Below are 17,334 nucleotides of genomic sequence, written 5' to 3' on the forward strand. Positions count from 1 at the left end.
GGTCGCTGACCGGCAGACAACACCGCAGGAGACGTAAATGCCCGAGGGGCATACGATCCACCGCCTCGCGGCGGACCACCGCACCCTCTTCCAGGGCGAAACAGTCCGGGCGACCAGCCCACAGGGCAAGTTCGCCGACAGCGCGGCACTCCTCGACCGCACCGTCCTGGCGACGGCCGAAGCCCACGGCAAGCACCTCTTCCTCGGCTTCCCCACCGGGTGGGTCCACATCCACCTGGGCCTCTTCGGCAAGTACACCCTCGGCGGCGCGCCCACCCCGCCGCCCACGGAGACCGTGCGGCTGCGCCTGGCCACCCCGTCCGCGTACGCCGACCTCCGGGGCCCCACCTCGTGCACGCTCATCACCGAAGGTGAGAAGCGCGCGATACACGACCGGCTCGGCCCCGACCCGCTCCGCGAGGGCGACGACCCCGACAAGGCGTGGCAGCGGATATCCCGCAGCCGGACCACCGTCGCGGCCCTCCTCATGGACCAGAAGGTCATCGCCGGCGTCGGCAACGTCTACCGCGCCGAGGTCCTCTTCCGGCACGGAATCGACCCGTACCGCCTCGGACGTGACCTCATCCGGTCCGAATGGGACGCGATGTGGTCGGACCTGGCGGAGCTGATGCGCGAGGGCGTCCGCAACAACAGAATCGACACCGTACGAGCCGAACACACCCCCGAAGCCATGGGCCGCCCACCGCGCGTGGACGACCACGGTGGAGAGGTGTACGTCTACCGCCGGGCCCAGCAGCCCTGCCACATCTGTGGCGGCGAGATCCGCACCGCCGGTCTCGCCGCCCGCAATCTCTTCTGGTGCCCCGACTGCCAGCGGCGCTGAACCAGCAGCACCGCGCGCGGTCCTTCGCGCGGTGACCGCTCCACGTGCTTCTTCGCGCCCTGCCGCGGGTGGCCGTCCCGGCGCGGCGTGAGTCGACGCACCGCCGAATGGGTGGATAAGGTCACGATGCAATGACTGGCGGTGCGGAGACTCCGACGGCCCGGATGCGCAAAGCACTGCACCGGGCCCGCACCAGCCTGCGCAAAGCCGGAGTCGACTACTTCCGCGGCGACGGCTCCGACTGGATCGCCCTCGGCGCCCTGCTGTTCGCCGTACCCGCCCTCGCGCTCGGCACACTCGCGATGCCGGAGTGGTGCGCGCCCTCCGCGCTCGTGCTGCCCATCGTCGCGGGCGGACTGCTGCTGCGCCCCGCCAGCCTGCTGGCCCTCTACGCCGCGTCCGCCGTCGCGCTGATCGTGGAGGCGGCGGTCCTGGACCCGGGCGTGCGGGGCGACGGCGACCGCGTCACACCGGGCACCATCCTCGTGGTAGCGGCGGTGGGCTTCCTCGGCCTGCTGATCGCGCAGTTCCGCAGTCGCGTCGGCGTCCCGTGGCGGCGCGGCGGCACCATGCTCTTCGACCTGCGCGAACGCATCCGGGTGCAGAGCAAGCTGCCCAAGCTGCCGCGCGGCTGGCACCGGGAGATGGCGCTGCGGCCGGCCGGCGGCCAGTCCTTCTCCGGTGACTTCGTCGTGGCCGCCCGGACGAACGGCGGCCGCACCCTGGAGGTCGTCCTCACCGACGTCTCCGGCAAGGGCATGGACGCCGCCTCCCGGGCCCTGCTCCTCTCCGGCGCCTTCGGCGGCCTCCTCGGCTCCCTGCCGCCGCACGCCTTCCTGCCCGCAGCCAACGGCTATCTGCTCCGGCAGGACTGGGACGAGGGCTTCGCCACCTCCGTCCACCTGGTCCTCGACCTCGACAGCGGCGACTACGAGATGTATTCGGCGGGCCATCTGCCCGCCCTCCAGCTCAGCGCCGGCACCGGCCGCTGGGAGGAGATGGCCGCCGAGGGCCCGCTCCTCGGCGTCTACGACGGCGCCCGGTTCGACCCGATCAAGGGCACGCTGCAGGCCGGTGACGTCCTCATGCTCTTCACCGACGGCCTGGTCGAGACGGCCGAGCGCGATCTCACCGAGGGCATGGACCGCCTCACCGGCGAGGCCGACCGCTATGTCTCCGCCGGCTTCCACGGCGCGGCCTGGCACCTGATCGAAGCGGTGGCCAAGGACGTCAACGACGACCGGGCCCTCCTGCTGCTCTGCCGCCACTGACCCTCCGGAGCCCATGATCGCTCCCGGCCGCGGGAGGAGCGAGAATCCAGATGGACACGTATCAGGTGGACACGTATGCGGAAGGAGCCCGACATGCCGATCGATCCCCCGGTGACCGCCGGACCGCTGGACCTCGGTGCCGTCGAGGCGATCGCCAGGCAGGCGCACGCCACACAGACGGACAAGCTCGGCCGCCCGTACACCGAGCACCTGGCCGCCGTCGCCGAAGGCGTGCGCGAGCGGGGCGGGAGCGAGGCGCAGATGGCCGCCGCCTGGCTGCACGACGCCGTCGAGGACGGGGCCGTCAGCGAGGAGTGGCTGGCGGCGGCCGGTCTGCCGAAGGAGACCAAGGACATCGTGTCCGCGGTGACCAAGCGGCCGGGCGAGACCCCGGAGGCGTACGCGGCGCGGATCCTCGCCACGCCCGGCGCGCTGATGGTCAAGGCCGCGGACCTCGCGCACAACGCCGACCCGAAGCGGGCCGCGGAGCTGGAGCCCGCCACGCGCGAGCGGCTCAAGGAGAAGTACGCGCGCATGCGCGCCCTGCTCGGTCTGAAGGACCCCGACGACTGGCTGCTGCTCGCACAGCTCGACGCCGACGACGCCACCGCGTGGCGCACCCTGCGGGAGGCCGCGGCCGCGCTGACCGACGCCGACCGCGAGGTGTGCTGGGCCGGCGGCGGCGTGCGCCCCGACGGCGTCCACATCATGAAGTACCCCGACTACGGCGAGCCGCTCAGGCGCGCGGTCGGCGCGCTCTCGCTCGTCGGCGCCGTGACGCCCCGCTACCACTGGATGGACCACCCGCTCCCGACGCCGGGCCCCGACGGCCGGCTGGACGCCGCCGACGCCGTACGGGCGGCCACCGCCATCGTGCGCGGCGAGCGGTTCTGCGACGGGACGATCGCCCAGGCCGCCGGGAACGGGCTGCTGGACGCCGTGTGGACGGCGCTGCTCGCCTGGTACGACGCCCGGCGGGCGCCCGGCGAGTGACGGCGGGCGGGCCCTACCGCCGCTCGCGGAAGGCCCACTCCATCCTCGGCTCCATCGCGAAGCGGAAGACGCGCCTCACGGGTGTGGTGCACAGCGCGGTCATCACGGCGACCGCGAGCACCGTCACCACGACCTCGCCCACCGGCCGGCGGATCCAGGCGTACGCGTCGTACCACTCCCACCAGCGCGAGAGCTTGATCAGGAAGCCGTGCAGCAGATAGCCGTACAGGGTGCCCGCGCCCAGCGCCGTGAACCACACGGTCCGGCGCGGCACCCAGGCGAAGAAGCACGCGATCAGCACGGCGGCGCAGGCGAACATCGCCAGCTGCATCACCGGCGCGCTCCACACCGGCGCGGCCAGCTCCTGGACGCTGTCGTTGTGGTAGAACCACGAGCTGTTCATCCGGGGCGCCGCCCAGTACGCGAACGCGATCGCCCCCGCGAACACCGGGAGCGCCGCGATCCGCACCCAGCGCCGCCGTACGAGCTGGAAGTGCTCGGCCTTCATGTGCAGGCCGATCACGAAGAACGGCAGGAACTGCAGGACCCGCTGAAGGTCCAGGTCATTGCCGATCTCGGGCGAGAGCGCCGCGAGCACGGCGATCGCGAAGGCGATCGGCACCGGCCACCGGAGGGTCTTCCAGATCGGCGTGGTCAGCCGCCAGACGAAGAGCGCGGCCAGGAACCAGTTCAGGTACCAGGGGTTGAGCAGCGAGATCGACTCGTCCGGGGCGTCGTCCTCGGCCCAGTGCTGGAAGTACGTGTACGCGACCTCGAAGATCACGTACGGCACGACGACACCGGTGACGAGCCGCTTCACCTTGGCCGGGCTCAGGTCGAAGCCGCGCGAGAAGTAGCCGGAGATCAGGATGAACGCCGGCATGTGGAAGGCGTACACCGTGAGGTAGAGCGCCAGCGCGGCGCGGCTGCCATGGGTGAGCGGCTCCCAGGCGTGGCCGAGCGCGACGAGGACGATCGCCAGGTACTTCGCGTTGTCGAAGAAGGGATCGCGCGCCGCCGGGGTGGGGGAGGGGGCGGGGAGCGACGGAGCGGGGGCCGCTGTGGGTGGGGACGGAGTGGCAGCGGGGGACATCCGAGGCACCCTAGTGGGGGAAACGGAACCGGTAAAACCTCGTTCCACTTATTTGGTTAATCTCCGCGAACCAGGGCCGTATCCACCAAGTCCGCCGATATCCTTCCCCCACAGCTTTCCGGACGTATCTCGACGAGGTGCCGACGAAACGTCACACTGCCCCTATAGCAGGCAAGTTGATGGCACGATGGTTGATGTGTGGGGGCTGCGGGGCAGCATGTCTTCCGGGGCCGACAGGGTGTTCCGACCGAGGGTGTGATCAGTTGTGGCCATTTCACTGTCAGTGGTGCTGCTCTTGGCGATCGTGCTGGTGGTGATGATCCGCTCCGGCAACATCAAGGGTGGCCCCGCGATCGTGGCCATCCTCTTCGGCTTCTTCCTCGCCTCCACGGGCATGGCGCCGTCGATCCAACGGTTCCTGAACTCGATCGCCGAAACGATAAACGGCATCAAGTTCTGAAAAACGCGCCACAAAGCCGGTCAAATCTACGCAACACGGCGCGAAATTGGAACAAAAAACGCCTCCGGCAGAGGCCGGAGGCGTTCATGGAGCGGGCGACGGGAATCGAACCCGCGTAGCCAGTTTGGAAGACTGGGGCTCTACCATTGAGCTACGCCCGCGCAGGCTGCGCGACCAGGGCGGTGCCTAGGCCGTGCGGCTACGTTGTGCATCGTAGCGGGTCCGGGCCATGCGTCGCACACCCCGGTGAGGGCCCCGGATATTCGGCAGCCGGAAGCCCCCAGGGCATGTACCCTACGTCTCGCACCGACGGGGTGTGGCGCAGCTTGGTAGCGCGTCCGCTTTGGGAGCGGAAGGTCGTCGGTTCGAATCCGGCCACCCCGACCATCAAGATCACATTGTGGGGCCCATCCTGCTTGCGGTTACTATGCAAGCTGCGTGCCCGTGTGTCTCTATGCCGGGCGCGGTCCGCTGAACCTCAGCAGAATCCCAGAAGTCAGCCCCAAGGAGACCGAACCGTGAAGAGCGCCGTGGAGACCCTGAACCCGACTCGGGTTCGGCTCACTGTCGAGGTGCCCTTCGAGGAGCTCAAGGCCAGCCTCGACGCGGCGTACAAGAAGATCAACCAGCAGGTCACGGTGAAGGGCTTCCGTCAGGGCAAGATCCCGGCCCGCGTCATCGACCAGCGGTTCGGCCGCGGCGCGGTCCTCGAAGAGGCCGTCAACGACGCGCTGCCGAAGTTCTACACCGAGGCGGTCAACGAGGCCGACCTGAACCCGCTGGGCCAGCCCGAGGTCGACATCACGGAGCTGAAGGACGGCGAGCTGCTGGCCTTCACCGCCGAGGTCGACATCCGCCCGGTCCTCGAGATCCCGGACTACTCCGGCATCGAGGTCACCGTCGACGCCGCCGAGGTCACCGACGAGGACATCGAGAAGTCGGTCGAGCAGCTGCGCGACCGCTTCGCGACCACCTCCCCGGTCGAGCGCGCCGCCGCCGAGGGTGACATCGTCACCGTCGACCTGGAGGCCAAGGTCGACGGCGAGGTCCTGGAGGACGGCGTCGCCACCGGCGTCGACTACACCATCGGTTCCGGCCAGCTGCTGGACGGCATCGACGAGGCCGTGACCGGCCTGGAGGCCGGCGGCACCGCCACCTTCACCTCCGAGCTCAAGGGCGGCAGCGCCGAGGGCAAGGAGGCCGAGGTCAAGGTCACCGTCACCGCCGTCAAGGCCCGCGAACTGCCCGAGCTGGACGACGACTTCGCCCAGCTGGCGAGCGAGTTCGACACGCTGGAGGAGCTTCGCGCCGACAGCAGCAAGCGCCTCGCCCGCATGAAGAAGTACGACCAGGCGACCCAGGCGCAGGAGAAGGTCCTCGATGAGCTGATCAAGCTCGTCGAGGTCCCGATGCCCGAGAAGCTGCTCGAGGACGAGGTCAACACCCGCAAGCACAACCTCGAGCACCACCAGCTGGGCCAGATGGGCCTGGACCTGGCGAAGTACCTGGAGATCCAGGGCAAGTCCGCCGAGGAGTTCGACGCCGAGCTCAAGGAGCAGGCCGAGAAGGGCATCAAGACCCAGTTCATCCTCGACGAGATCGTCAACAAGGAGAAGCTGTCGGTCGGCCAGGAGGAGCTCACCGAGCACCTCATGCGCCGTGCCCAGTCCTCCGGCATGAGCCCCGACCAGTTCGCCCAGGCCGTCGTCGAGGGTGGCCAGGTGCCGATGCTCGTCGGCGAGGTCGCCCGCGGCAAGGCCCTGGCGTCCGTCGTCGAGGTGGCCGTGGTCAAGGACACCAACGGTGAGGTCGTCGACCTCGACGACGAGGACGAGACCGCCGAGACGGTCGAGGCCACCACGGAGGCCGTCGAGGCCGCCGAGGGCACCGAGGACAAGACCGAGGCCTGAGCCTCGGCCCCCTCGTAACCGGTCCTCGCACCCGGTACGGAACACGGGCCCGGCCGCCACACCCCACCGGGGTGTGGCGGCCGGGCCCGCCGTGTCTGCCGGGCGCGGCGAACCTGCGCTCAGAGCGAACAGTTCCTGATGCGGGATGGCCGCCGCCTACCAGCGCGTTAGGGTCCGTAGATACGGGGGCAGGGGAGTCCCGGGAGCGCGCCGCGGGGATCCGGACGGCACCGCCCGTACCCCGCCCCTTGAAGAAGACGCTGAGACGGCTCGCGGCCGTCTAACAACGAGCAGGTGGATACGTGACGAATCTGATGCCTTCCGCCGCCGCCGGCGAGCCGAGCTTCGGTGGCCTCGGCGACCAGGTCTACAACCGACTGCTCGGGGAACGAATCATCTTCCTCGGCCAGCCGGTCGACGACGACATCGCCAACAAGATCACGGCGCAGCTGCTCCTCCTTGCCGCGGACCCGGACAAGGACATCTACCTCTACATCAACAGCCCCGGTGGCTCGATCTCGGCCGGCATGGCGATCTACGACACCATGCAGTACATCAAGAACGACGTGGTCACCATCGCCATGGGCCTCGCCGCCTCGATGGGCCAGTTCCTGCTGAGCGCCGGCACGCCCGGCAAGCGCTTCGCGCTGCCGAACGCCGAGATCCTCATCCACCAGCCCTCCGCGGGCCTGGCGGGCTCCGCCTCGGACATCAAGATCCACGCCGAGCGGCTGCTGCACACGAAGAAGCGGATGGCGGAGCTGACCGCCTTCCACACCGGTCAGACCGTCGAGCAGGTCACCAAGGACTCCGACCGCGACCGTTGGTTCTCCGCCGACGAGGCCAAGGAGTACGGCCTCATCGACGAGGTCATGACGTCCGCCGCAGGCGTTCCGGGCGGGGGCGGCACGGGGGCCTGAACCCCGGCACACCCCATACCGAACCCCCGGCCCCCAGAACGCCACCAGGATGGTGAAGAAGCAGATGAACAACCACTTCGGACGTATGCAGAGCGGCTCCCAGTCCGAATTCTCCGGACCCCGTGCCGAGTCCCGCTACATCGTTCCGCGCTTCGTCGAGCGCACCTCGCAGGGCGTGCGCGAGTACGACCCGTACGCGAAGCTCTTCGAGGAGCGGGTGATCTTCCTGGGCGTCCAGATCGACGACGCCTCGGCCAACGACGTCATGGCGCAGCTGCTGTGCCTGGAGTCGATGGACCCCGACCGCGACATCTCGATCTACATCAACAGCCCGGGCGGCTCCTTCACGGCGCTCACGGCGATCTACGACACGATGCAGTTCGTGAAGCCCGACATCCAGACGGTCTGCATGGGCCAGGCGGCCTCCGCCGCGGCCGTGCTGCTCGCCGCCGGCACCCCCGGCAAGCGGATGGCGCTGCCGAACGCCCGCGTCCTGATCCACCAGCCGTACAGCGAGACGGGCCGGGGCCAGGTCTCCGACCTGGAGATCGCCGCGAACGAGATCCTGCGGATGCGTGCCCAGCTGGAGGACATGCTGGCCAAGCACTCCACCACGCCGATCGAGAAGATCCGCGAGGACATCGAGCGCGACAAGATCCTCACCGCCGACGAGCTGCTCGCGTACGGTCTGGTCGACCAGATCGTGTCGACGCGCAAGACGTCCGTTTCGGTCTGACCTTTTCCGGTCCGACCACCGTGCCGCCGGCCACCCCCTTGGACCGAGTAGGTCCAAGGGGGGCCCGCTCGGGGGGCCCGGCAAGGTACCGTCGATAGGCAAGCACCCGGGTTCGCAGAGCAAGGCGGATCCCAGGCGAAGGGGAAGCACCTCGTGGCACGCATCGGTGACGGCGGCGATCTGCTCAAGTGCTCGTTCTGCGGCAAGAGCCAGAAGCAGGTGAAGAAGCTCATCGCGGGTCCTGGTGTGTACATCTGCGACGAGTGCATCGACCTCTGCAACGAGATCATCGAGGAAGAGCTCGCGGAGACCTCCGAGGTGCGTTGGGAGGAGCTTCCCAAGCCCCGTGAGATCTACGAGTTCCTCGAGGGCTATGTGGTGGGCCAGGAGGCCGCCAAGAAGGCCCTCTCGGTCGCGGTCTACAACCACTACAAGCGTGTGCAGGCCGGCGAGAGCGGCGGGCACCGCGACGACGGCATCGAGCTGGCGAAGTCCAACATCCTGCTGCTGGGCCCCACGGGCTCCGGCAAGACGCTGCTCGCCCAGACGCTCGCCCGGATGCTGAACGTCCCGTTCGCCATCGCCGACGCCACGGCTCTGACCGAGGCGGGCTATGTCGGCGAGGACGTCGAGAACATCCTCCTGAAGCTGATCCAGGCCGCCGACTACGACGTCAAGAAGGCCGAGACCGGCATCATCTACATCGATGAGATCGACAAGGTCGCCCGTAAGAGCGAAAATCCGTCGATCACACGAGACGTCTCCGGCGAGGGCGTGCAGCAGGCCCTGCTGAAGATCCTGGAAGGCACCACGGCCTCGGTTCCGCCGCAGGGTGGTCGCAAGCACCCGCACCAGGAATTCATCCAGATCGACACGACGAACGTCCTCTTCATCGTCGGCGGCGCGTTCTCCGGCCTGGAGAAGATCATCGAGTCGCGCGCGGGCGCGAAGGGCATCGGCTTCGGCGCCACGATCCGCTCCAAGCGGGAGATCGAGGCCAGCGACCAGTTCCAGGAGGTCATGCCGGAGGACCTGGTGAAGTTCGGGATGATCCCGGAGTTCATCGGCCGGCTGCCCGTCATCACCTCCGTGCACAACCTCGACCGCGAGGCCCTGCTCCAGATCCTGGTCGAGCCGCGCAACGCGCTGGTGAAGCAGTACCAAAGGTTGTTCGAACTCGACGGTGTCGAGCTGGAGTTCGACCTCCCGGCGCTGGAGGCCATCGCCGACCAGGCCATCCTGCGCGGCACGGGCGCGCGCGGTCTGCGCGCCATCATGGAAGAGGTCCTGATGTCGGTGATGTACGAGGTGCCGTCCCGCAAGGACGTGGCACGCGTCGTCATCACGGCGGACGTCGTCCACTCCAACGTCAACCCGACGCTGGTCCCGCGCATCGTCCCGAAGGACGAGCGACACGAGAAGAGCGCGTAGCGCTCGCGCCCACCCGAACGCGAGGGGGACGCCCGGCACTTGACGTGCCGGGCGCCCCTTTTTGTGTGCCCGCGCCCCGAACTGGTGGACGGTCCAGCCCTTCGAACCAGTGGTCGTCGATCGATCGTCGGACGCGGGTCCGGCCGCGGTCCTAGCGTCGGATCATGGTCACATCGCACCACGAGGCATCGCACCGGATCTTCCAGGAGCGCCCGGAGCTACTCGCGCCGGTGTTCCGGATCCTGGGTGTGCCGCTCCCGGAAAACGCGGATGTCGAGGTCCTGTCGCCGGACGTTACGGAGATCAGACCGCTGGAACGGCGGGTGGACACCGTACTGCGGGTCGGGAAAACGAACGGCGAGGGGCTGCTGCTCGCCATCGAGGCGCAAGGGAAGCGAGCCCAGGAGAAGGTCGTCAGCTGGGCGTATTACCTCGCCTATCTCAAGGCGAAGTACAAGTGTCCGGCCCTGCTCCTGGTGATCTGCCAGGACAAGGCGACCGCGGACTGGGCGACCGGTCCATTCCGGCTGGGCCCCGACGGGTGGACTGCGCTGTCCCTGCACCCACTGGTCGTGGGTCCCGGCAACCTCCCGTTGATCACCGACCAGGAGGAAGCCGCCCACGACCTGGCGCTGGCAACGTTCTCGGCCATGGCGCATAGCGGACATCAGGAGGCTCCGGCCATACTGGAGGCGCTGGCGGGTGCCCTGCGAGCGGCCGACAAGGAGTCCTTCTCCTACTACTCGGACATGCTGGAAATCGCTCTGGGGGACGACACCCCGGCGCAGGCGATCTGGAGGAAGCTCATGGTTTCACGCACCCTTTTCCCGGGCCGGGGCACTGTCGTCGAGACGCTGTACCTGGAGGGTAAAGCGGAAGGTAAGGCCGAGGGGGCGGCGGAGATGGTGCTGCATGTACTGGAGAAGCGGGGAATCGCCATGCCTGACGTGATCAGGAAGCGCATCGCCGGCTGCGCCGACCTGCCCACGTTGGAGCGCTGGATGGACCGAGCCCTCACCGTCTCCACGTTCGAAGAGCTCTTCGCCGAGGAGAGCTGAGCGGTAGCTTGGAAGAGGGCGTCCGGACGAGTGCCGGGCGCCCTGTCGCATGCCCGTACGTAGGGCGGCGGCCACGAGGGACGCCGTCCGCACCCGGTGACGTACGGCCCGGGACGCCATGTGGCGACCGGGCCGCGCCGGCGTCGTGCTACTTGCTGATGGCGAAGCGCATCAGGGCGTGCTCGTCGCCCTGCTTGATCTTCCCCGTCTCATTGATCACCTCGAGCTTCCAGCTGCCGCCCACCCGCACGGCCTTCGCCACGGCGCAGCCGTTGTCGCTGGTGAGCAGGCTCGGCCAGATGTCGGCGACCTGCTGGGAGCTGCCACCGGAAGCGTCGTACACCTTGAAGCTGATGTTGCGCGCCTTCTGGAAGGCGCTGCCCTTCTTGTACGCGGCGGCGACGAACACGATCGACGTGATGTTGTCCGGGACCCGTGCGAACTCGACCGTCACCGTCTCGTCGTCGCCGTCCCCGTGCCCGGTCTGGTTGTCACCGCTGTGCACCATGGAGCCGTTGCCCATAGGGTCGAGGGAGTCGAGACCCGCGAGGCGCACCGGGTCCGCGCCCTGCATGGCGATGGCGATCAGGTCGAGGTCGGTGCCGGTCTTGCGGCGGAGCATGCCCATCACGCCGCCGCTGCTCCCGGCGGTGGGGTCCCAGGACACCCCGATGGACAGATGGGTCACTCCGTCCAGGTCCGCCGGGCCGTCTTCCTTCTTGAGCGTAATCATGCGTGGAACATCCTCTTGCTGTCGGAACTGCGACACGCAAAGTCTGCCTGGGGCCTTCGGCGTTCCGCACACCTGGTCCCTGGGTTGCGGTTTCGCTCCGCTGTGCTCGTCGCGCGACCCGCGGGTGTAACGGGCTCGTAGGGTGTCGGCGTGATGCGACACATAGATTTCGAGCGCCTGCACAACTTCCGTGACCTGGGCGGCTATCGCACCGGCGATGGCCGTACCGTGCGCTGGGGCCGCCTGTACCGGTCCGATTCGCTTGCCAAGCTCCAAGGAGCCGACTGGGATCGCTTCCTCTCCCTGGGGGTGCGCACGGTGATCGATCTGCGCTACCCGTGGGAGATCGAGGCCAAGGGCCGGGTGCCCGAATCCGAGGCCCTGGCCTACGTCAACCTCAGCGTCGAGCACCGCCCCTACGACCAGGCGGAAATCGACCCCGGCCTCGACCCCTGGCGTTTCCTCGCCGACCGGTACGCCGAGGTCGCCCTCGACGGCGCCGAGGAGCTCCGCCAGGCACTCGACGTCATCGCGTCCGAGAGCGCCCCGCAGGTCTTCCACTGCGCCTCGGGCAAGGACCGCACCGGCCTGCTCGCCGGCCTTGTCCTCGCGCTCCTGGGCGTGGCGGAGGACGACATCGTCGAGGACTTCGCCCTCACGGAGCTGGCCACGGACCGCCTGATCGCGGACTGGAAGGCGGCCAACCCGACCCGGACCCTGAAATGGCCCGGCTACGGGCGAGCTCCAGCGGAGGTCATGCGCCTGTTCCTGTCCGACCTCGCAGCCACGCACGGCTCGGTGCACGACTACGCGGTCAAACACCTCGGCGTCGACGAGGACCTGATCAGCCGGCTGCGCACACGGCTCCTGGAGTGAGCGGTCCGGCCACCGGTGGTCATCTATGAAGAGAGCGCCGCCAAGGCCGCGTCCCAGGGGTAGGCGGTCGGGTTCTTCTGGTCGAACGAGAACGCGTTGCCCTCGTCATCGAGCAGGACCGTCACCCCGCACTCCCGGAGGAACGCCACGCTGCGGCCGAACGCCGGGTGTGCCGCCTGCGCGCGGCTGAGGTGAGGGAGTGCGACGAGCGGCAGGCGCAGGCCGATCGCCTCGTTGACGAGGCTGAGCGCGAGGGCGTCGCTGATGCCGGCCGCCCATTTGTTGAGCGTGTTGAACGTGGCCGGTGCCACGACCATGGCGTCCGCCGGCGGCAGCACGTCCGGCTCCTGCGGGAGCTTGTGCGTGCTCCGTACGACGTGACCGGTGAGCCGCTCCAGTTCCGGGATGGCCTGGTCGAGCCAGCGGCGTGCGGAGGGTGTGACGACGAGGCACACGCCCCACCCGGCCGCCTGAGCCTTCTCGATGCCCGTACGAACGTGCAGGGTGGGCGATGCCGCGCAGGAAATCAGGTACAGAACCCGGGACTTTGTCATGCGCCCCAGTTCACACGGGCGCGCGACGGCGCGCCAGGGGCTCCGGGAATGTCGGCACCGCGAACGAGCCGGGGACCGTTCGTCTGCGCCTGTTCCGCAAATGCGCAACAAGTGCCGCCCGCCACCGGTACGTTCGTCGTAGACACCCGGACGGGAAAGGTCGGACAGGTCATGCCCCGACGCGGTCCGGCCGGCCATGGTTGCCGAGCTGCTGAACGCCAAGGTGCGAGCCGTCAACACGGGCAGCAGGTGGGGGAAGTGAACGCGCACACCGTCATTCGGCACGCCGACTGGACGATCGGGCCAGAGACCGCGCCCGAGGCTCCAGCCGTCGTCTTCGAGATGCAGTGCACGACGTGCGGCTCGTCGTCGGACGCGGGTGACGACTTCGAGTCCGCCCGCGACTGGGCGTTCCAGCATGTCGGCCGCAACCCGTCCCACACCGGCTACCGCGAGATCATCCACCGCTTCTGGCGCGCGAGGCACTTAGGGTGAACTCCGACTGGTGCCCGGCCCATAGCGGTTCGGCATGGACCGGGCTTCCCGTATGAGTGGCGCAGATGGGCTCGTTGTAACGGAGTTCAACGAATAGGTGATCCTGTCTGCACTGTAAGCAGGGCCGACGCGCTTCTGTCCATCCTCTAGGGGTCGTGCAGGTGGCTCATCGGCGACTTGGTCAGTTCGCGTTGCAGGCGTAGTAGAAGTCGCTGTCCTTGACGCCGAGCTCCTGAAGCTTGCTCATGCATACCCACCGGTACGGGACGGCACCGCTGCCTCCCTCCACGGCGTTGCTGCACGCCGCTTCAACCCTCACGCCCACGGTGTACCCGTGGCCGCTCAGGTAGGTGCGACACTGAGCAGGGCTGGCATACGCCGGAGCCGTCGTGACGAGTTGAAGTGCGCCTGCAGCCATCATCATGCCCGTGGCTACCGCAACTCGTCGGGCGACCTTACGCATCTGCGTAGTCCTCTTTCCTGTATGTGGCCATCTGGGACTTGCGGGGCACCAGGCCGCCGGCGAGTCATGATCAACTTCTGGCAGCGTACCAACTGTTGACTGAGCGCTTACAAGTCGTCTTCTGGACATGTGTGACCCGTTTGCGCCATCGGCGCGTCGATCTCGAGATCCGACGTCCACCGCTTCTGGCGCGCGAGACCGGTGACGTAGAGAACCTCAGCCGGGCCTGCGTACGTCGCGACAGGCGGCGGCCGTGAGGGCGGCGAAGGCCGGCATGTCGACGGCGCTCGCCGACGTCCGCTTCGGGTCGAAGCCGATCAGCAGGGCGGCGTTCGACTTCTCCGCCCAGGCGCAGGCCGGAGCGTACGTACGCCCGTACAGCCGCACCACCTCGCAGGTGATGGACGGCCCGCCCGAGCCGTCCGGGGGGAAGGACCGCCGGGGCGCGACCACCGACGGCTGCCCCGGGCCCTCCTCGAAGCCCTGGAACATGCCGTTCAGGACGTGGGCAGGGTCGCCCATGCGGCCGTACGCGCCCGACAGCGACAGCGTCGCCGCCCGGTCGCCCACGCGCTCGTAGCGGCCGAGGACCGAGATCGCGCCGCTGGGCATGCCCGCCTGGATGCTCACGCCCGCCTTCTCCAGCTCCGCCGTGCCAGCTGCCAGCCGGTAGGAACCGGAGGCGAGGGTGGGAGGGGTGACGAGCATCGTCATGGGAGACGTAAGAGACGTGGGGGAGTCGCCGCCGGGTCGCAACAGCAGGATCGCGGCGGCGACCGTCGCCGCGCCGCCGAGTGCGACGGCGGCCGAGGCGCGGAGCCGGGCCCCGTTCAGCGGGATCTAGCGAGGAACCCCGGGCTTTCAGGCCCGGGAGGAATCGCTTCCCTGGCCTGCTCTGACATGCAGGTCACGACGGGTGTTTTTGCTGCTCGATGTACTCCTTGATGACGGACAACGGTGCTCCGCCGCAGGAGGCCGCGAAGTATGAGGGTGACCAGAAGTGCGCGCCCCACAGGTACTTGCGGATGTGGTCGGGGTACTCCTGGCGGAGTCTGCGGGCGGAGACGCCCTTGAGAGAGCCCACCAGCTTGGAGATGGAGACCTTCGGTGGGTAGTGCACGAGGAGGTGGACGTGGTCGCGTTCTCCGTTGAACTCGACCAGGTCGGTTTCGAAGTCGGCGCAGACGGACCGCATGACTTCCTCGCAGCGTCTGAGGATTTCGTCGGTGAACGGTCCGCGCCGGTACTTGGGTGTGAAGACCAAGTGGGCGTGGAGGGTGCAGGCGACTGTGCGGCCCCTGCGGATATTGGGGTTTGGCTCCCAGCGTGGTGACATAGATCAACTGTAGTACGATGATCCGCGTGAAGATCGTCACGCAGGTCAAACTGGTGCCGGATGCCGCACAGGCATCCGCTGTCAGTGCGACCTTGCACACGGTCAACGACCGGGCCAACTGGGTCTCCGAAGTGGCGTTCGAGCGCGGCGTGCCGCGTGAGTACGAGCTGCGGAAGCACACCTACGCCGATCTGAAAACGGCCGGTCTCGGGGCGCAGGCGGCGCAGCACACGATCAAAAAGGTCTGCGACGCCTACACCACGTTGAAGGCGAACCTCCGGGCGGGGAACCTGGGCAAGCCCGGATCGAAGCGCAGGGCCAGGGCGGAGTCGAAGCCGGTCACGTTCCGGCCGGATGCCGCGCACCCGTACGACGACCGGTGCCTGTCCTGGCAGTACGACGCGCAGACAGTCAGCATCTGGACCACCGCCGGACGCCTGAAGAACGTCCGCTTCGCATGCTCCGCCGACGCACTCAAGATGCTCCGCGAGTACCGCAAGGGCGAGTCGGATCTGATCGAGCGCGACGGCGTGTTCTACCTGATCGCGGTCTGTGATGTCCCCGAGGCCCCGCTCAACGGGAATCCGTCCGGGTTCATCGGTGTGGACCTCGGGATCGTCAACATCGCCACCACGTCCACCGGCTACCGGGCCGCCGGGCGCGGATTGAACCGGCACCGCAAGCGGCAGCTCGACTTGCGTCGCAAGCTCCAGGCCAAGGGCACCCAGTCCGCCAAACGCCGGTTGAAGCACCGCAGCCGCAAGGAACAGCGGCACGCCGCGAACATCAACCACATCATCTCGAAGAAGATCGTCACCACCGCTGAACGCACCGGTCGCGGTATCGCCGTGGAAGACCTCACGGGCATCCGCGACCGGGTACGGCTCCGCAAGGACCAGCGGGCGCAACTGCATTCGTGGAGCTTCCACCAGCTCGGCTCCTTCCTTGAGTACAAGGCGCGCCGGGCTGGGGTGCCGCTGGTGTACGTCGATCCGGCGTACACCAGCCGGCAATGCTCCGAGTGCGGGTACATCGACCGGAAGAACCGAGTCGATCAGTCAACGTTCGCGTGCCGCGCCTGCGGCGTCACCATGCACGCGGACGACAATGCGTCCCACAACATCGACCGCAAGGGCGAAGCCGTGTGGACCGCGGGGCGTGAGTCACGCGTCCCAGCCACCCCATAGGTGGTCTGGACGGAGGAGGCCACACCACAGCCAGTGGTGCCCTACCTCCAAACCCGGCCCTTTAGCGCCAGGTCAAGTTGACGGTCCCTACTTCTTGATCTCTACGCGCACGTCGTTCCGCAACTTCGCGACCAGCCCCGCTGCCTCGTCGAACGGGATCTTCACGCCCAGTCCCGACCGCGCCGCGTCGACGACGAAGACCGTGCCGACGGTGCTGTGGTCACCCCATATGCACAGCGGCATCGTGACCGTCTTGGTGCCGATGTAGCTGATGTACTGGCACTTCATGACGGCGTTGTCGAGGCCGTTGACCTCGACCTTCTGCGGGCTGCCCTCGACCTGGGACGTCGTGCCGCCCGTGCCCTTGTCCTTCTTCGCGGCATCCGCCAGGCTCGTGAACATGCGGTCCACGACCAGCTCCGGGTTCTTCACCTCGCCCCAGACGCCGTTGAACTTCAGGCCCTTCCCCGCCGCCCCGACGCCGGCCTTGTAACCGGCGCCCACGCTCTTCGGGTTGGCGACACCCATCCGCCGGACGTCGGCCAGCTCCTCCGCGTCGAACCCGCTCTTGTCCTCGCCGAGGCCCTTCTTGTACTCGCCGACCACCGTCTCGGGCGTCGTGAGCTGGTAGCGCTTGCCGTCGTCGCCGACCGTGTCCCGGCTCTTCAGGAGCACGTAACCGCCGCCGGCGATCGCCCCGACCAGGACGACCGCGGCGACGCCTATACCGATCGCCTTGCCCTTGTTGCGCCCCTGCGGCGGTATCGGCGGAGGGTAGGGGCCGGGCATGCCGGGCTGTTGCCCGTAGGGCTGCGGCTGCCCGTACGGCTGCTGTGGGGGCTGACCGTACGGGCCCGGCTGCTGGGGGTACCCGTAGCCGGGCTGCTGGCCATACGGGTTCGGCTGCGGCTGCGGAGGCTGCTGCGGCTGGCCGTACGGCCCCGGCTGGTTGAAACTCACGTGGGTGTCCCCCT

General features: G+C 68.3%; 18 protein-coding genes, 2 tRNA genes and 2 pseudogenes. 14 read left to right on the top strand and 8 right to left on the bottom strand.

The genetic code is table 11. The features are described from left to right. Positions 1–37: 37 nt before the first annotated feature. The 4 genes and pseudogenes from ACZ303_RS05105 to ACZ303_RS05120 all read left to right on the top strand — a co-directional run. Complete coding sequence (locus tag ACZ303_RS05105; RefSeq protein ID WP_467335166.1) at positions 38–844, top strand: Fpg/Nei family DNA glycosylase; 807 nt, start codon at positions 38–40, stop codon at positions 842–844. A 131-nt stretch (positions 845–975) separates the two neighbouring features. Beyond that, a complete protein-coding gene (locus ACZ303_RS05110; RefSeq protein ID WP_467335168.1) occupies positions 976–2,115 on the top strand; it encodes a PP2C family protein-serine/threonine phosphatase in 1,140 nt (379 codons plus the stop codon). 93 nt (positions 2,116–2,208) lie between these two features. Further along, positions 2,209–2,676 (top strand): annotated as a pseudogene (locus tag ACZ303_RS05115) (HD domain-containing protein); the annotation flags it as partial. A gap of 54 nt (positions 2,677–2,730) precedes the next feature. Next, positions 2,731–3,108, top strand: a pseudogene (locus tag ACZ303_RS05120) (DUF6508 domain-containing protein); the annotation flags it as partial. Positions 3,109–3,121: 13 nt separating this feature from the next. On the opposite strand, the gene ACZ303_RS05125 reads toward ACZ303_RS05120, so the two are convergent. Continuing rightward, positions 3,122–4,201 carry an acyltransferase family protein gene (locus ACZ303_RS05125; protein ID WP_467335170.1) on the bottom strand — a complete coding sequence of 360 codons (1,080 nt, stop codon included), beginning with the start codon at positions 4,199–4,201 and terminating at the stop codon, positions 3,122–3,124. A 265-nt stretch (positions 4,202–4,466) separates the two neighbouring features. Here ACZ303_RS05125 and ACZ303_RS05130 point away from each other — a divergent pair, with 265 nt between their 5' ends. Further along, a complete protein-coding gene (locus tag ACZ303_RS05130) occupies positions 4,467–4,661 on the top strand; it encodes a hypothetical protein (protein ID WP_467335172.1) in 195 nt (64 codons plus the stop codon). Positions 4,662–4,748: 87 nt separating this feature from the next. Here ACZ303_RS05130 and ACZ303_RS05135 read toward each other — a convergent pair. Then, positions 4,749–4,822 (bottom strand) — tRNA-Gly (locus ACZ303_RS05135). A gap of 149 nt (positions 4,823–4,971) precedes the next feature. Here ACZ303_RS05135 and ACZ303_RS05140 point away from each other — a divergent pair. From ACZ303_RS05140 to ACZ303_RS05165, 6 genes are all read left to right on the top strand, one after another. After that, positions 4,972–5,048 (top strand) — tRNA-Pro (locus tag ACZ303_RS05140). 131 nt (positions 5,049–5,179) lie between these two features. Next, positions 5,180–6,571 carry a trigger factor gene (gene tig, locus ACZ303_RS05145; RefSeq protein ID WP_467335174.1) on the top strand — a complete coding sequence of 464 codons (1,392 nt, stop codon included), beginning with the start codon at positions 5,180–5,182 and terminating at the stop codon, positions 6,569–6,571. 302 nt (positions 6,572–6,873) lie between these two features. Then, complete coding sequence (locus ACZ303_RS05150; protein ID WP_467335176.1) at positions 6,874–7,491, top strand: ATP-dependent Clp protease proteolytic subunit; 618 nt, start codon at positions 6,874–6,876, stop codon at positions 7,489–7,491. Positions 7,492–7,540: 49 nt separating this feature from the next. Beyond that, on the top strand, positions 7,541–8,227 hold the full coding sequence (locus tag ACZ303_RS05155) for an ATP-dependent Clp protease proteolytic subunit (protein WP_467335178.1): 687 nt from the start codon (positions 7,541–7,543) through the stop codon (positions 8,225–8,227). A 153-nt stretch (positions 8,228–8,380) separates the two neighbouring features. After that, entirely contained in the window at positions 8,381–9,658 is a 1,278-nt protein-coding gene (gene clpX / locus ACZ303_RS05160; RefSeq protein ID WP_467335180.1) for an ATP-dependent Clp protease ATP-binding subunit ClpX, read from the top strand. Positions 9,659–9,822: 164 nt separating this feature from the next. Further along, the gene (locus ACZ303_RS05165; protein WP_467335182.1) at positions 9,823–10,716 is read left to right on the top strand and encodes an RpnC/YadD family protein; all 894 of its coding nucleotides are present in this window, start codon (positions 9,823–9,825) and stop codon (positions 10,714–10,716) included. A 148-nt stretch (positions 10,717–10,864) separates the two neighbouring features. Here the strand turns inward: ACZ303_RS05165 and ACZ303_RS05170 are convergent, their stop codons facing one another. Beyond that, complete coding sequence (locus ACZ303_RS05170; protein WP_467335184.1) at positions 10,865–11,449, bottom strand: TerD family protein; 585 nt, start codon at positions 11,447–11,449, stop codon at positions 10,865–10,867. Between the two features lie 150 nt (positions 11,450–11,599). On the opposite strand from ACZ303_RS05170, the gene ACZ303_RS05175 reads away from it, so the two are divergent. Next, a complete protein-coding gene (locus ACZ303_RS05175; protein ID WP_467335186.1) occupies positions 11,600–12,325 on the top strand; it encodes a tyrosine-protein phosphatase in 726 nt (241 codons plus the stop codon). Between the two features lie 23 nt (positions 12,326–12,348). On the opposite strand, the gene ACZ303_RS05180 is transcribed toward ACZ303_RS05175, so the two are convergent. Then, positions 12,349–12,879: a flavoprotein gene (locus tag ACZ303_RS05180; RefSeq protein ID WP_467335188.1), complete on the bottom strand. Its 531-nt coding sequence runs from the start codon at positions 12,877–12,879 to the stop codon at positions 12,349–12,351. A gap of 258 nt (positions 12,880–13,137) precedes the next feature. Here ACZ303_RS05180 and ACZ303_RS05185 point away from each other — a divergent pair, with 258 nt between their 5' ends. Continuing rightward, positions 13,138–13,374, top strand: coding sequence for a DUF7848 domain-containing protein (locus tag ACZ303_RS05185; protein ID WP_467335190.1), 237 nt, complete (start codon positions 13,138–13,140; stop codon positions 13,372–13,374). A gap of 181 nt (positions 13,375–13,555) precedes the next feature. Here ACZ303_RS05185 and ACZ303_RS05190 read toward each other — a convergent pair whose 3' ends face one another. The 3 genes from ACZ303_RS05190 to tnpA form a co-directional block, all read right to left on the bottom strand. Next, positions 13,556–13,693, bottom strand: a complete 138-nt coding sequence (locus ACZ303_RS05190) for a hypothetical protein (RefSeq protein ID WP_467335192.1) — start codon at positions 13,691–13,693, stop codon at positions 13,556–13,558. A gap of 360 nt (positions 13,694–14,053) precedes the next feature. Beyond that, a complete protein-coding gene (locus ACZ303_RS05195; protein WP_467335194.1) occupies positions 14,054–14,551 on the bottom strand; it encodes a hypothetical protein in 498 nt (165 codons plus the stop codon). A 193-nt stretch (positions 14,552–14,744) separates the two neighbouring features. After that, positions 14,745–15,173: an IS200/IS605 family transposase gene (gene tnpA, locus ACZ303_RS05200; RefSeq protein WP_467335196.1), complete on the bottom strand. Its 429-nt coding sequence runs from the start codon at positions 15,171–15,173 to the stop codon at positions 14,745–14,747. A 17-nt stretch (positions 15,174–15,190) separates the two neighbouring features. Here tnpA and ACZ303_RS05205 point away from each other — a divergent pair, with 17 nt between their 5' ends. After that, entirely contained in the window at positions 15,191–16,360 is a 1,170-nt protein-coding gene (locus tag ACZ303_RS05205) for an RNA-guided endonuclease InsQ/TnpB family protein (protein WP_467335198.1), read from the top strand. An 87-nt stretch (positions 16,361–16,447) separates the two neighbouring features. Here ACZ303_RS05205 and ACZ303_RS05210 read toward each other — a convergent pair whose 3' ends face one another. Next, positions 16,448–17,320 (bottom strand): hypothetical protein, encoded by an 873-nt coding sequence (locus tag ACZ303_RS05210; RefSeq protein ID WP_467335200.1) that lies wholly within the window; start codon positions 17,318–17,320, stop codon positions 16,448–16,450. Positions 17,321–17,334: the final 14 nt, after the last annotated feature.

The organism is Streptomyces sp. NPDC023527, assembly GCF_055560115.1.

Coding starts and splice junctions, on each gene's coding strand:
- ACZ303_RS05105 (WP_467335166.1), top strand. CDS start 38: ATGCCCGAGGGGCATACGATCCACCGCCTCGCGGCGGACCACCGCACC.
- ACZ303_RS05110 (WP_467335168.1), top strand. CDS start 976: ATGACTGGCGGTGCGGAGACTCCGACGGCCCGGATGCGCAAAGCACTG.
- ACZ303_RS05125 (WP_467335170.1), bottom strand. CDS start 4,201: ATGTCCCCCGCTGCCACTCCGTCCCCACCCACAGCGGCCCCCGCTCCG.
- ACZ303_RS05155 (WP_467335178.1), top strand. CDS start 7,541: ATGGTGAAGAAGCAGATGAACAACCACTTCGGACGTATGCAGAGCGGC.
- ACZ303_RS05165 (WP_467335182.1), top strand. CDS start 9,823: ATGGTCACATCGCACCACGAGGCATCGCACCGGATCTTCCAGGAGCGC.
- ACZ303_RS05170 (WP_467335184.1), bottom strand. CDS start 11,449: ATGATTACGCTCAAGAAGGAAGACGGCCCGGCGGACCTGGACGGAGTG.
- ACZ303_RS05180 (WP_467335188.1), bottom strand. CDS start 12,879: ATGACAAAGTCCCGGGTTCTGTACCTGATTTCCTGCGCGGCATCGCCC.
- ACZ303_RS05195 (WP_467335194.1), bottom strand. CDS start 14,551: ATGACGATGCTCGTCACCCCTCCCACCCTCGCCTCCGGTTCCTACCGG.
- tnpA (WP_467335196.1), bottom strand. CDS start 15,173: ATGTCACCACGCTGGGAGCCAAACCCCAATATCCGCAGGGGCCGCACA.
- ACZ303_RS05205 (WP_467335198.1), top strand. CDS start 15,191: ATGATCCGCGTGAAGATCGTCACGCAGGTCAAACTGGTGCCGGATGCC.